The 14,168-nt window shown below is 40.5% G+C and carries 14 protein-coding genes; 13 read left to right on the top strand and 1 reads right to left on the bottom strand.

Annotated elements, in window-relative coordinates; genetic code table 11:
* Positions 1-55 precede the first annotated feature (55 nt).
* Positions 56-841 (bottom strand): type I methionyl aminopeptidase, encoded by a 786-nt coding sequence (gene map, locus CIK86_RS08605; protein WP_011328695.1) that lies wholly within the window; start codon positions 839-841, stop codon positions 56-58.
* 271 nt (positions 842-1,112) lie between these two features.
* Between map and rpsB the strand changes: the two genes are divergently transcribed.
* The 13 genes from rpsB (at position 1,113) to lpxA (ending at position 14,050) form a co-directional block, all read left to right on the top strand.
* On the top strand, positions 1,113-1,841 hold the full coding sequence (gene rpsB / locus CIK86_RS08600) for a 30S ribosomal protein S2 (protein WP_011328694.1): 729 nt from the start codon (positions 1,113-1,115) through the stop codon (positions 1,839-1,841).
* Positions 1,842-1,944: 103 nt separating this feature from the next.
* Positions 1,945-2,796, top strand: coding sequence for a translation elongation factor Ts (tsf, locus tag CIK86_RS08595; RefSeq protein ID WP_011328693.1), 852 nt, complete (start codon positions 1,945-1,947; stop codon positions 2,794-2,796).
* Positions 2,797-2,953: 157 nt separating this feature from the next.
* The gene (gene pyrH, locus CIK86_RS08590; RefSeq protein ID WP_011328692.1) at positions 2,954-3,703 is read left to right on the top strand and encodes a UMP kinase; all 750 of its coding nucleotides are present in this window, start codon (positions 2,954-2,956) and stop codon (positions 3,701-3,703) included.
* Between the two features lie 14 nt (positions 3,704-3,717).
* Positions 3,718-4,275 (top strand): ribosome recycling factor, encoded by a 558-nt coding sequence (frr, locus tag CIK86_RS08585; protein ID WP_041454498.1) that lies wholly within the window; start codon positions 3,718-3,720, stop codon positions 4,273-4,275.
* 165 nt (positions 4,276-4,440) lie between these two features.
* Positions 4,441-5,220, top strand: coding sequence for an isoprenyl transferase (locus CIK86_RS08580; protein ID WP_011328690.1), 780 nt, complete (start codon positions 4,441-4,443; stop codon positions 5,218-5,220).
* Between the two features lie 20 nt (positions 5,221-5,240).
* Complete coding sequence (locus tag CIK86_RS08575; RefSeq protein WP_086995301.1) at positions 5,241-6,107, top strand: phosphatidate cytidylyltransferase; 867 nt, start codon at positions 5,241-5,243, stop codon at positions 6,105-6,107.
* Positions 6,104-7,309 (top strand): 1-deoxy-D-xylulose-5-phosphate reductoisomerase, encoded by a 1,206-nt coding sequence (ispC, locus tag CIK86_RS08570; RefSeq protein ID WP_086995298.1) that lies wholly within the window; start codon positions 6,104-6,106, stop codon positions 7,307-7,309. Before CIK86_RS08575 ends, ispC begins: the two co-directional genes overlap by 4 nt.
* A gap of 1 nt (position 7,310) precedes the next feature.
* On the top strand, positions 7,311-8,669 hold the full coding sequence (gene rseP, locus CIK86_RS08565; RefSeq protein WP_011328687.1) for a sigma E protease regulator RseP: 1,359 nt from the start codon (positions 7,311-7,313) through the stop codon (positions 8,667-8,669).
* Positions 8,670-8,765: 96 nt separating this feature from the next.
* The gene (bamA, locus tag CIK86_RS08560) at positions 8,766-11,237 is read left to right on the top strand and encodes an outer membrane protein assembly factor BamA (RefSeq protein ID WP_011328686.1); all 2,472 of its coding nucleotides are present in this window, start codon (positions 8,766-8,768) and stop codon (positions 11,235-11,237) included.
* A gap of 11 nt (positions 11,238-11,248) precedes the next feature.
* The gene (locus CIK86_RS08555) at positions 11,249-11,767 is read left to right on the top strand and encodes an OmpH family outer membrane protein (protein WP_041454497.1); all 519 of its coding nucleotides are present in this window, start codon (positions 11,249-11,251) and stop codon (positions 11,765-11,767) included.
* A gap of 7 nt (positions 11,768-11,774) precedes the next feature.
* The gene (gene lpxD, locus CIK86_RS08550) at positions 11,775-12,797 is read left to right on the top strand and encodes a UDP-3-O-(3-hydroxymyristoyl)glucosamine N-acyltransferase (RefSeq protein ID WP_086995295.1); all 1,023 of its coding nucleotides are present in this window, start codon (positions 11,775-11,777) and stop codon (positions 12,795-12,797) included.
* Positions 12,798-12,824: 27 nt separating this feature from the next.
* Positions 12,825-13,277 (top strand): 3-hydroxyacyl-ACP dehydratase FabZ, encoded by a 453-nt coding sequence (gene fabZ / locus CIK86_RS08545; protein ID WP_011328683.1) that lies wholly within the window; start codon positions 12,825-12,827, stop codon positions 13,275-13,277.
* Positions 13,278-13,279: 2 nt separating this feature from the next.
* On the top strand, positions 13,280-14,050 hold the full coding sequence (lpxA, locus tag CIK86_RS08540) for an acyl-ACP--UDP-N-acetylglucosamine O-acyltransferase (RefSeq protein ID WP_011328682.1): 771 nt from the start codon (positions 13,280-13,282) through the stop codon (positions 14,048-14,050).
* The last annotated feature ends 118 nt before the right edge of the window (positions 14,051-14,168 follow it).

Here is a 14,168-nt window from a genome sequence, read left to right as displayed (position 1 = left end):
TTATTTATACGAGTTCATTTTGATAAATAAATAGCTATCAAGTTGAACGGGTATTTTAATGCTCAATGATCCTGTCGATTGTATCATCTGATCGTAGCGTTAAAATTTCAACACCATTTTCAGTTACTAACAAAGTATGTTCCCACTGGGCTGACAAGCTACGGTCACGTGTAACCACAGTCCAATCATCTTTAAGTAGTTTACATTGGCGTTTGCCCGCATTGACCATAGGCTCAATAGTTAAACACATGCCGGCTTTTAATACTTCGCCAGTACCTGCTTTGCCATAGTGCATTACTTGTGGCTCTTCGTGAAACCCTGCGCCAATACCATGGCCACAGTATTCACGAACAATTGAGTAGTTGAAGCTTTCAGCATATTTTTGAATTGCTTCGCCAATATCGCCTAAACGCACACCTGGTTTTACCATTTTAATGGCAATGTAGAGGCTTTCTTGTGTTACTTCTGCAAGGCGTTTACCTTGAATGTTAGGGGTACCAACATGGAACATTTTAGAAGTGTCGCCGTGGTAGCCATCTTTAATTATGGTAACGTCAATATTAATACTGTCGCCATCTTTTAATGGCTTTTCGTTTGGAATACCATGGCAAATAACATGGTTTACAGAGGTACAAACTGATTTTGGAAAACCATGATAATTTAATGGAGCAGGGATTGCTTGTTGCACATTAACAATATAATCATGACAAATTGTATTTAGCTCATCGGTGGTCACGCCCGGCACTACATATGGGCCGATCATTTCAAGTACATCTGCCGCTAAGCGCCCAGCTACGCGCATTTTCTCTATTTCTTCAGGGGTCTTAATAATAGCGCTCATTGAAGCTCCAAAGTTGAGTTTTTAACATTTATCGTCGCACAATTTTTGCACGCGATGTTGAGTATTTAATTTTAATATGGTATAAAGCGCGCCGTCTTTTTACAAATAAATTCTTTAATGATTTTTTGTATTTAAGGCAAACACAATTTTATTTTAACACACACACGTATCGTCACATACACTTGGGTGCATTAGAAGTTTAAATACTTCGGTGTTGGTGCTATGGGATATGTGGAGGCCTAACCCTAAACAACTATAGAGGATCTATAAAATGGCAAACGTTTCAATGCGCGATATGCTTCAAGCTGGTGTTCACTTTGGTCACCAAGCACGTTACTGGAACCCTAAGATGAAGCCTTTCATCTTCGGCACACGTAACCGTGTACATATCATCAACCTTGAGCAAACTGTACCAATGTTCAACACTGCACTTAAGTTTTTATCTGGTGCTGCTGCAAACAAAGGTAAAGTTCTTTTCGTTGGTACTAAGCGTGCAGCAAGCGAAGCAGTGAAAGAATCTGCAATCGCAAGCGACCAGTACTATGTAAACCACCGTTGGTTAGGTGGCATGTTGACTAACTGGAAAACAGTTCGTCAATCAATCAAGCGTCTTAAAGACCTTGAAATACAAAGCCAAGACGGTACTTTCGAGAAGTTAACTAAGAAAGAAACGTTAATGCTTAACCGCGAAATGGAAAAGCTTGAGAAGAGCCTTGGCGGAATCAAGAACATGGGCGGTCTTCCAGACGCGCTTTTCGTTATTGATGCTGACCACGAGCACATTGCTATCCGTGAAGCTAACAACCTAGGCATTCCGGTTGTTGCAATTGTTGATACTAACTCGAACCCAGATGGCGTTGATTTCATCGTACCTGGTAACGATGATGCTATCCGTGCGGTAAGTCTTTACACTAACGCTGTTGCAACTGCGATCACTGAAGGCCGTGAGAACACACTTGTTGCTCAAGCTGAAAAAGACGATTTCGTAGAAGCTGAGTAATTAGCTGTCTTCAAGTCTTCATCTTTTAAAGGTGAAGACTTGCTATTCTTGTAGAGCGGGTAACCCGCTTATCTAAACCTGATTCAGATTTGAGGAATTACTAATGGCTGTAACTACTGCCCTAGTTAAAGAATTACGCGAGCGTACTGGCGCTGGCATGATGGATTGTAAAAAAGCGTTAACTGAAACTGATGGCGACATCGAGTTAGCGATTGAAAACATGCGTAAAAGTGGCGCGGCTAAAGCAGCTAAAAAAGCAGGCAATATCGCTGCTGAAGGCGCTATCATTATCAAGAAAAATGGTAATGTTGCAGTGCTAGTTGAAGTTAACTGTCAAACAGACTTCGTAGCTAAAGACGTAAGCTTTTTAGCGTTTGCTGATAAAGTAGCAGAAGCTGCAATTGCAGACACTGTGACTATCGAAGACTTACAAGCTAAGTTTGAAGAAGCACGCGTTGAGCTAGTAACTAAAATTGGTGAAAACATTAACGTACGTCGTCTACAGTACATCACAGGTGAAAACCTAGTTGAGTACCGTCATGGTGATCGTATTGGTGTTGTTGTTGCTGGTGTTGCTGATGAAGAAACACTTAAGCACGTTGCAATGCACGTTGCTGCATCAAGCCCTGAGTACTTAACTCCTTCAGACGTTCCTGCTGATGTTGTAGCTAAAGAACAACAAGTACAAATCGAAATCGCGATGAATGAAGGCAAATCTGCTGAAATCGCTGAGAAGATGGTTGTTGGCCGCATGAAAAAATTCACTGGTGAGGTTTCTCTTACTGGTCAAGCTTTCATCATGGAACCTAAGAAAACTGTTGGCGAAATTCTTAAAGAGAAAAACGCAACAGTTACTAGCTTCGTACGTGTAGAAGTTGGTGAAGGTATCGAAAGAAAAGAAGAAGATTTTGCTGCTGAAGTTGCTGCACAAATCGCTGCTGCTAAAGCTAAATAAGATTAACTATTTGTGTAGGGAGTAAAAAAGACATGCAATTAATGTGTTATTTGCTTTTGCTTCACAGCTAGAAATTCTTTAAAATAACCGCGCTTTTATGTTTAACATAAGCGCGGTTATTTTTTATCCATTTTTTATAAAAGTTGGCCCCAATACTATGACTATCAATCGTAAACCTATTTTTAGACGCGTTCTTCTCAAATTAAGCGGTGAAGCTTTAATGGGAGATGAAGGCTTTGGCATCGACCCTAAAGTGTTAGACCGCATGGCTCAAGAAATTAAAGAGCTCGTAGAGCTCGACGTAGAAGTGGGTTTAGTTATTGGCGGTGGAAATTTTTTACGCGGTGGCTCGTTAGCAGAAGCAGGCATGAATCGTGTTGTTGGCGATCACATGGGTATGCTTGCAACCGTAATGAATGGTTTGGCAATGCGTGATGCGCTGCATCGTGCATTTGTAAACTGTCGTTTAATGTCGGCTATTCCACTTCATGGTATGTGTGATGCGTACAATTGGGCTGAAGCAATTAGTTTATTAAAAACGGGCCGCGTAGTTATTTTTGCAGCCGGTACGGGTAACCCATTTTTCACTACCGACTCAGCAGCCTGTTTACGTGGTATCGAAATTGAAGCCGATACGGTAATTAAAGCGACTAAAGTAGATGGCGTTTACAGCGATGACCCAGTTAAAAATCCAGATGCGACACTTTATCGTCATTTAAGTTACAATGAGATAATTGAGAAAGAATTGAAAGTAATGGATTTAGCGGCATTTACATTAGCACGCGATCATAATATGCCATTGAGCGTATTTAATATGAATAAATCAGGCGCATTAAAACGTGTTATTATGGGTGAAGAAGAGGGAACCCTTATTTCTTCACAAGCCTCAGATGAAGTAATTAAATAGATTAGGATTAAACTGTGATTAACGATATTCAAAAAGATGCGCAAGAGCGCATGCAAAAGAGTGTAGCAGCACTGGGCAGCCAGTTATCTAAGATTCGTACTGGTCGTGCTCATCCTGCATTGCTAGATGGTATTATGGTGTCGTATTATGGCTCGCCAACACCGTTAAACCAAGTTGCTAACGTAACAATTGAAGATTCACGTACACTGGCTATTGGTGTATTTGATAAGTCACTTGCGCAAGCGGTAGAAAAAGCAATAATGGCATCTGACTTAGGTTTAAACCCTATGTCAGCAGGTTCAGTTATTCGTGTACCATTGCCAGCATTGACTGAAGAACGTCGTAAAAACTTAATTAAAATTGTTCGTGGTGAAGTTGAAGGCGGTCGTGTTGCAGTACGTAACATTCGTCGTGACGCGAATGGCGATTTTAAAAACTTATTGAAAGATAAAGATATTTCTGAAGATGAAGCGCGTCAAGCTGAAGAAGCAATTCAAAAGATGACCGATAAATTCATTAAAGAAATGGATACTCAATTAGCAGCTAAAGAAGCTGAGTTGATGGAAATCTAAGAAACTAATACGCTGCACTTGGGGTAATAGATTGAACCTATTGCAAGTAAATTCAACGCAGTTAGCGTTAAAAATAGCCACTTGAAATAGATTTATTATCCCGAGTACAGGTTAAATTTATTAGTTTTGAAACGCCGGCTGGGGTATACTAGGCGGCGTTTTTTTATGGAATACTCAATATTTATGGTTCTAGATGCTGACACAATTTCACAGCAATGTTTACCTAAACATGTAGCTATCATCATGGATGGTAACGGGCGTTGGGCGCAAGCCAGAAATAGACCGCGTGTGTTTGGGCATAAAAAAGGTGTGGACGCAGTTCGTCAATCTGTACAGTTTTGTACTAAATTAGGGATACAATCGTTAACCTTATTTGCTTTTAGTAGTGAGAACTGGCGTCGACCTGAAGACGAAGTAAAAACGTTAATGGAGCTTTTTTTATTTGTACTTAGTAAAGAAGTTAAAAAGCTGCATAAAAACAATGTAAAACTGACCATTATTGGAGACTTATCGCGGTTTTCTGAAAGCTTACGCAGTAAAGTAGATACTGCTCAAAAGCTTACAGCAAATAATACCGGGCTGCATTTAAATGTTGCTGCAAATTACGGTGGACGTTGGGATATGGCTAATGCTGCTAAACAACTTGCAGAGCAAGTTGCACAGGGGCAATTAGACCCAGCCGATATTACAGAAGAGCGTATAGCACAGTACATGAGTATGGCAGATCAGGCCGAGCCTGATTTACTAATTCGTACTGGTGGCGATGTCAGAATTAGTAACTTTTTACTCTGGCAAGCAGCTTACGCTGAACTTTACTTTACCGACACACTGTGGCCTGATTTTAATGAAGCAGCATTTGCTGAGGCCATAGCGTGTTACGTTGCCAGAGAGCGACGATTTGGTTGTACGGGCGAACAAATAAAACAATTACTCGCTCAAACCTAAATAGAATAAGGGTCATAATTTTGTTAAAACAACGCATTCTAACCTCACTCGTGCTAGCACCATTAGCGCTTGCTTTGGTTTTTTACACCCCACTGACATTATTTAGTTATTTTGCGGGTGCAATTGTATTAATGGGCGCATGGGAATGGTCTGCTTTTATGGGGCTGTGCAATAAACTTAAGCGCAGCGCTTTTGTACTTTTAGTTGCCGCTTTGCTAGCGTTACTAAACCTGCACTGGCCAATCGAATCACTTTGGCAAGATGGCAAATTGGTAGGTGATGCAAATTACTTATTTACGCTGTCGTTTGCATGGTGGATTGTTGCTAGTTATTTAGTATGGCGCTACCCAGAAATGGCTAAAGCATGGAACGAAGGCATAGTAATGCGCGGTATTGCCGGATTACTAACGTTAGTGCCTTTATGGTTAGCCCTAAATACGCTGCGCAGTGCGCAATATACCGAATCTAGTCATTTTGGCTCTATGCTTATTTTAATGGTTTTAGGAATCGTATGGAGCGCCGATATTGGTGCCTACTTTACAGGTAAAAGCTTTGGTAAGCGTAAGCTCATGCCAAAAGTAAGCCCAAATAAAACTATTGAAGGTTTAGCCGGCGGCGTTGTCGCTGCAGTTATATTTGTGCTTACATTTTGTCATTTTACCGACGTAGATTTAATTGTATGGCCAATTTACGCCATTATGACTGTGTTTATTGCCTTGTTTTCAGCGGTGGGTGATTTGCTTGAAAGCATGTTTAAACGCGAAGCAGGACTTAAAGACAGCGGTAATTGCTTGCCAGGACATGGCGGGATTTTAGATCGTATTGATAGCCTAACCGCAGCCGCACCTATGTTTGTAATGTGTTATGCGTGGACTTTGAGTTTATGAGTGAAAAGCAGCAACTGGTAATTCTAGGGGCTACAGGCTCTATTGGCCTTAATACCTTAGATGTTGTGGCAAGAAATACTCAGCAGTTTAGTGTTTTTGCATTAGCTGCTGGGAAAAATGCTAAAAAAATGGCTGAGCTATGTATTGCGCATCAGCCACGCTATGGCGTTATGGCAACACAAAGCGCTGCTAAGCAATTGTCGTTATATTTAAGTAATACGCCATGTAAAACGCGGGTAATGCATGGTGAGCAGGCTATGAGCGAGCTGTGTGGGCATCCAGAGGTTGATGCTGTCATGTCGGCAATTGTCGGTGCTGCAGGGTTATTACCGACGCTAAGCGCGGTAGAAGCCGGAAAAAAAGTACTGCTAGCCAATAAAGAATCTTTGGTAATGTCGGGTCAGTTGTTTATTGATAAAGTAAAACAACACAAAGCGACATTGCTACCAATAGACAGTGAACATAACGCTATTTTTCAATGTTTACCGTACTCTCTACAAAATGCGCAAGGCGATCAACACCTGCAATCTCATGGCGTAAGTAAAATATTACTTACCGGCTCAGGCGGCCCATTTTTAACCCGTGATATAAATACCCTTAAAGATGTAACCATAGCAGAAGCCGTGGCGCACCCTAATTGGTCTATGGGACAAAAAATATCGGTAGATTCAGCCACCATGATGAACAAAGGGCTTGAGTTTATTGAAGCTAAATGGCTGTTTAACTGCGACCCGAGTGATATTGATGTGGTTATTCATCCTCAGAGTATAATTCATTCTATGGTGCAATATCACGACGGCTCAATTTTAGCGCAAATGGGTAACCCTGATATGCGTACCCCAATTGCCCATGCATTAGCTTACCCTGAGCGCATAAATGCAGGGGTTAAGCCGTTAAACTTTTCAGATATTAGTGACTTTTCGTTCACTAAACCTGACTTTTCTCGTTACCCTAATTTACAACTAGCGATTGATGCGTGTAGCGCAGGGCAAGGCGCAACAACGACAGTGAATGCCGCAAACGAGATCGCGGTAAGTGCATTTTTAAATGGTGAAATTGGTTTTACCGATATATACACAATAAATGCACAGACTCTCGAAGCGGCCACGTACACCAATGTGCAAAGCTTAGATGAAATTTTAGAGTGCGATAGATTAGCGCGTTTAAGCGCATCGCAGTTTATAACAAAAGTGACGCATTAATATGTTCGATTTTTTTTGGAATCTCGGCTCATTTATTTTAGCGCTGGGCATTTTAGTTACAGTACATGAATACGGCCACTTTTGGGTGGCGCGTAAAGCCGGCGTTAAAGTGCTGCGCTTTTCTATCGGCTTTGGTAAACCATTGCTAAAATGGCGTGATAAATACGATACCGAGTACGTTATAGCTGCCATACCTTTGGGTGGTTATGTAAAAATGCTCGATGAGCGGGTTGATGAAGTACCTGCAAATCAGCGTCATTTATCGTTTAATGCTAAGTCGGTACAAGCGCGTATAGCGATTGTTGCTGCGGGGCCCGTTGCTAACTTTATATTTGCTATATTTGCACTTGCCGTTATGTATATGGTGGGTGTGCAATCAGTAAAACCTGTTGTTGGCAGTGTGGTTGAAGGCAGTCGTGCAGCGCAAGCGGGATTAATGCCTAGCCAACAAATTATTAAAATTGGTGATGATGAAATTACCACCTGGCAAGACGCAACCTTTGCGCTTATGTCGAGTTTAGGTGATAAAAGCGTTGCAGTAACTGTACGTAACGAAAACTATCAGCAGCAAACAAAAATGCTCAATTTAGACGGCTGGAAACTTGATCAGCAAGACGTGCCACCATTGAGCTCTCTAGGCATAGTACCATTTAGGCCACAAGCAACACTTAGTATTGCTGCGGTTACTAAAAGCTCTGCTGCAGAGCTGGCAGGGTTAAAAATAAATGATACTATTGTGGCTGTAAATGGCGAAACAATAAGCAATTGGCAGCAATTAGTTAATCTTATTACCCAATCGGCTAACAAATCATTACAATTTAGTGTAAAAAGACAAGACACTATAAAAATAATATCGGTAATACCTCAAGCTAGGGTTAACGCTCAGGGCATAGAGCAAGGCTTTTTAGGGGTTGCACCAATAGTAGAAAAATGGCCGCAAGGTTATATAGAAACTAGACATTATGGCCCGCTCGATAGTATTGTGCGAGGTAGTAAAGAAACGTGGCGATTAATTACCCTTAGCTTTGATATGATAGGTAATTTAATTACAGGCCAGATTTCGGTTAAAAATTTAAGTGGCCCAGTAGGCATTGCCGTAGGCGCGGGGACTAGCGTAAGCTACGGTTTCGTTGCGTTTTTAAGCTTTTTAGCACTGATCAGTGTTAACTTGGGTGTATTTAATTTATTGCCCTTGCCAGTGCTTGATGGCGGACACTTAATGTATTACATAATTGAACTTTTTCGTAAAAAGCCAGTCTCTGAAAAGACACAAGAGTTTGGTTTTAAAGTGGGTGCGTTACTACTCATTTTTTTAACATGTTTCGCTTTGTTCAATGATGTATCGCGTTTGTCGTTTTAACGTGACAATGACTAATTAGAACCACGATTGTACAGCTCGTAAATTTACTTTTCGATGCTAAGCGGTAATACAGTTGTAAAGGATAAATATAATAAAATGGCTATAAAAAAACATTTGGTAGTTTCAAGTTTATTGGGTGCAAGCTTTGCAGCCCTAGGCCAAAACTCCTTTATTGTTGAAGATCTCAAAGTTGAGGGTTTACAGCGTGTAGCACTGGGTGCTGCATTAACGCATATTCCTATTAACGTGGGCGATAATGTTGATGAGTACACGATTTCAAAAACAATCAAGTCTCTCTACCGCTCAGGTCACTTTGACAATATAAAAGCGCTACGCGACGGTAATAACGTTGTTTTTAAAGTAACTGAACGCCCAACAATTAGCTTTATTGAGTTTGATGGCAATAAAGATATTAAAGATGAGCAGCTTAATCAGTCACTTGATCAGCAAAATATTCGCCAAGGCGAGCCACTAGATAAAACCGTTATTGATAATATAGAAAAAGGCTTAACTGAATTTTTCCACAGTATTGGTAAATACAACGCTAAAGTTGATATTAGTATCACTAAACTGCCGCGTAACCGGGTTAAACTTAAATTAAAATTTGATGAAGGTGATGCTGCATCAATTCGTCAAATTAACTTGGTAGGTAATGAACTTTTTTCTAATGAAGAGCTATTACAACTGGCTGAGTCGCAACAAGACTTACCTTGGTGGCAGTTTATGGGCAGCGACCGCTACCAAAAACAAACCATTGAAGGCGATTTAGAAAAAATTCGTAGCTTTTATTTAGACCGTGGTTACCTACGTTTTAACATAGACTCTACCCAAGTGTCGGTTAGCCCAGAGCGTGAGTCTGTATACGTTACAGCTAACTTAACAGAAGGGGTTAAATATAAAGTTAAAGGTTTTGACTTTATTGGTGACTTACTTGGTCGCGAAGACTTAATTAAAAGTGTTATTCCACTACGAGCGGGTGAGTTATATAACGGCTCAGTGGTTACCTCTTCAGAAGAATTTATAAAAAGCTACTTAGCGCGTTTTGGTTATGCCAATGCTGAAGTACGCACAATTCCGCAAATTGATGACGAAAATCAAGAAGTACAACTAACCTTATCGGTTAACCCTGGTAAGCGTGTTTATGTGCGCCGGATTATTGTTGGTGGTAACCAAAGTACTGCAGATGAAGTGCTACGCCGCGAAATGACACAGCTTGAAGGCGCATGGTTATCTAACCAAAGCTTAGAGCGTTCAAAATTACAAATTCAGCGTTTACCTTATATGGAAAAAGTTGATTTTAACGTTGTGCCAGTCCCAGGTGTTGATGACCAAGTAGATGTTGATTTTACTGTAAAAGAGCAGTCGGCTGGTAGCTTTAATGCCGGCTTAGCGTACGGCTCATACCTAGGTTTACAGTTTAATATTGGTGTAACAGAATCTAACTTTTTAGGTACTGGTAATCAAATAGGCTTTAATATTAATACCTCGCGTGGTTCTGAGCGTGTGAGCGTGTCTTATACCGACCCATACTTCACGCCAGATGGCGTATCGCAAGGTAGCAGTATTTTTTACAGTAACTACGATGCAAGTAAGTTTAGTTTGATCGACTATAAGTCGAAAAGCTATGGATTGGGGACTAATATAGGCTTCCCAATTGATGCGGTTAACCGCATTAACTTTGGTGTTCGTTGGATTCAAGAAGAGCTTTCAGATATTGCAGAGTACGAGCAAACGCGTGTACTGCGTGAAACCTTCTTAGACCAAGACAACCCAGATGCTGGTTTTGACTTTACTAAATATGAGTTAAGTGCTGGCTGGTCTCGCGTTACGGTAAACCGTGGTTTATTCCCAACAGCGGGCTCACGTCAAACGCTAAACTTAACAGCAACAACGCCGAATTCTGACTTAAAATACTTTAAGTTAAACTATGATTCGCGTTTTTACTGGCCAATATCGAACGACCATCGCTGGGTGTTCTCAACCCGTGCGGCGTTAGGTTACGGTAATGGTTATGGCTCAACTAACGGCTACGACCAAGTACTGCCATTCCAAGAATACTTCCGTATTACTGAAATGGAACTACGTGGTTTTGACCGAAATACAATTTTACCACGCGCAATTGCACGTATACCGCAATCAATTCCGGGTACACCTTTACCAGACGGCTCAACCACAGGTAATATAGGCGGCTCATCTGAATTTGATGTGCTAGTACCACAAGGTCGAATTGGTGGTAATGCTAAAGCGGTAGCAGGTATGGAATTAATTGTACCTACACCGTTTTTAGATGAAGAAAATACCAGTTCAGTACGTACCAGTTTCTTTGTTGATGCTGCTAACGTATGGGATACCGAGTTTAACGTAGACCGTTACCAAAATTTAGCAGCCGATGAGCGAGCTAAATTAGATGATTACTCTGATCCAATGCGTTTTAGGGTTTCAACCGGTTTATCATTACAGTGGATCTCTCCAATGGGTCCAATGCTGATTAGTTTTGCGTATCCATTGCAAAAAGAAGAAGATGACGATACGAAGACCATCAGTTTTAATATTAGTAACAGCTTTTAAAGGAGTTTTTTGTGAATAAATTATTTAAATCAACGGCAGTAGCTGTTTTAGCAACACTTATGATGGGCACCTCGGTAAGTGCATTTGCACATAAAGTAGGTATTGTAGACATGCAAGAAATCTACAAGCAAATACCACAAATGGCTAAAATTGAGCAATCTCTACAAACTGAGTTTGCAGAGCGCCGTCAAGAGTTAGAAAAGCTACAAGGCGATATTCGCTTTGAAGCTGAAAAGTTCAAGCGTGAAAGTACCACTATGAGCCAAGCGCAAAAAGATAAACTGCGTGACAAAATTCAGGGTATGCAAAAAAACCTTGCTGAAGTAGGTCGTCCTCTTGAGCAAGAAATTAAAGCACGCCAAAACCAAGAGCTTGCAAAAGTGCAGGGTTTAATTATCAAAACAATTGAAGACATTGCTAAAGATGGCGACTTTGATGAAGTTAAAGTTAAAGATACAACTATTTACTTTAACCCTAAAAAAGTAACTGATCTTTCTAATAAAGTAGTTGCTGCAGTGAGTAAGAAATAATTAAGTTATGCAAAATTATACGCTTTCGCAAATAGCGGAACTTCTAAGCGCCGAGCTGCAAGGTGATGGCGCTTTAGAAATAACAAAAATAGCAACACTTGCACATGCCCGCTCAGGGCATATTGCATTTTTAGCGAATAAGAAATATCGCTCGCAACTTGAAGCGACTCAAGCCAGTGCTGTCATTGTTAGTGAAGCAGATGCTCCTTACTTTAACGGCAATAAACTAATAGTTTCAAATCCGTATGTAAGTTACGCCAAGCTTGCGCAATTAATGGATACGACGCCACGCTCTGCCGCAACAGGCATTCATCCAAGCGCGGTTGTTCACCCAAATGCGACAGTAAGTAAAAGTGCCGCTATTGGCGCTAATACGGTAATTGAAAGCAATGCGATAATTAACGATAACGTACAAATTGGTCCGAACAGTTTTATTGGTGAAGGTGTTAAAATAGGCTCAGGCACTAAGCTTTGGTCGAATGTAACTATTTATCATAATGTTGAAATTGGCTCAGATTGTTTGTTGCAAGCCAATAGCGTTATAGGTAGTGATGGTTTTGGTTATGCTAATGAGCGTGGGCAATGGATTAAAATTCCTCAGCTTGGCTCTGTTATTATTGGTGATAAAGTTGAAATTGGCGCAAGTACTACAATTGATCGTGGTGCACTTGACGATACTATTATCCATAGTAATGTAATTATTGATAACCAATGCCAAATAGCACATAACGTTGAAGTTAACTCAGGCACAGCTATTGCTGGTTGTACTGTACTTGCTGGTAGCGTCACCATAGGTAAAAACTGCCAAATTGGCGGCATGACAGCAATTAATGGTCACATGAGCGTCTGTGATGGTGTTATAATTACGGGTATGAGTATGGTGACAAAATCAATCACCGAGCCAGGTATCTATTCATCTGGTATACCTCATACTACAAACAAAGAATGGCGTAAATCAATCGCTCACTTGCGTAACCTTTCTGAAATGAAAAGCCGTATTAAAGCACTTGAGCAATTAAATAAGCCATAAACGTTGAACACTAATGAGGATGCTATTTTGGCAAACGAATTAAATAGCCTTGATATTCAAGAAATTTTAAGTTTATTACCGCATCGCTACCCGATGTTATTAGTTGATAGAGTAATTGACTTTACACCTGGCAAATCTTTGCATGCTATTAAAAATGTGACTATAAACGAACCCATTTTTACCGGGCATTTCCCAAATCAGCCAATTTTTCCGGGTGTATTAATATTAGAAGCCATGGCTCAAGCAACTGGGTTACTTGGCTTTAAAACGGTTGAAAACCGTAGCGAAAATGAATTGTATTTGTTTGCAGCTGTAGATAATGCACGTTTTAAAAAACCAGTACTTCCTGGTGATACTATGCATTTACATGTTGAGTTTTTAAAAGAACGTCGTAATTTATGGAAGTTTGCAGCAGAAGCAAAAGTCGATGGCAAGCTAGTATGTAGCGCCGAAATTATGTGTGCGAGAAGAGAGTTTTAATTGTGATTCATCCAACGGCAATAATCGAACCAGGCGCGACACTAGGCAGCAATGTTTCAGTGGGACCATATAGTTATATTGGCAATGATGTTGTCATTGGTGATAACTGTATTATTGAGTCTCATGTTGTAGTTAAAGGCCCATCAACTATCGGTTCTGGAAATCATATTTTTCAGTTTGCGTCGGTTGGTGAAGCATGCCAAGACAAAAAGTACAACAACGAACCAACATCGCTCACTATTGGTGACAATAATATTATTCGTGAATGCGTTACAATTCACCGTGGCACAATTCAAGATCAGGGCGTAACTATTATAGGTAGTAATAACCTGTTTATGGCCTATACCCATGTTGCTCACGATGCAGTGATTGGCGATAATGTTATATTTGCTAATAACGCCAGTGTAGCAGGGCATGTACATATTGGTGACTGGGTTATTCTTGCGGGCAACTCAGGTATACATCAGTTTTGTAAGGTAGGCGCACATGCATTTGTAGGCATGTATTCAGCTATTAATAAAGATGTACCACCATTTGTTACCACTATAGGTATACCTGCAGGTCCAGTTGCAATTAATACTGAGGGCATGAAACGCCGTGGTTTTCAAAGCGATGAGATAATGGCTGTACGCCGTGCTTATAAAGTATTTTATCGTAAAAGCCTAGGTGTAGATGAAGCAATTGAGTCACTTAGCGAAGATGCGCAAAAGTATCCAGCAGTACAGTTAATGATAGATTTTGTTAAAAGCTCAGAGCGCGGTATCGTACGATAAACGCCTTTTAGCTTATATAAAAAACCACCTAAGAGTAATCGATGGTGGTTTTTTATTGCTTATTATTTATAATTATTAGTGAGTAATTCAGGATCAGCTCAGGCAAGTAGCTGTAGGC

Source organism: Pseudoalteromonas sp. JB197, from assembly GCF_002332205.1.
GTDB lineage: Bacteria > Pseudomonadota > Gammaproteobacteria > Enterobacterales > Alteromonadaceae > Pseudoalteromonas > Pseudoalteromonas nigrifaciens.
The sequence above is the reverse complement of the archived record's forward strand: the minus strand, read 5'-3'. Positions and strand labels throughout refer to the sequence as shown.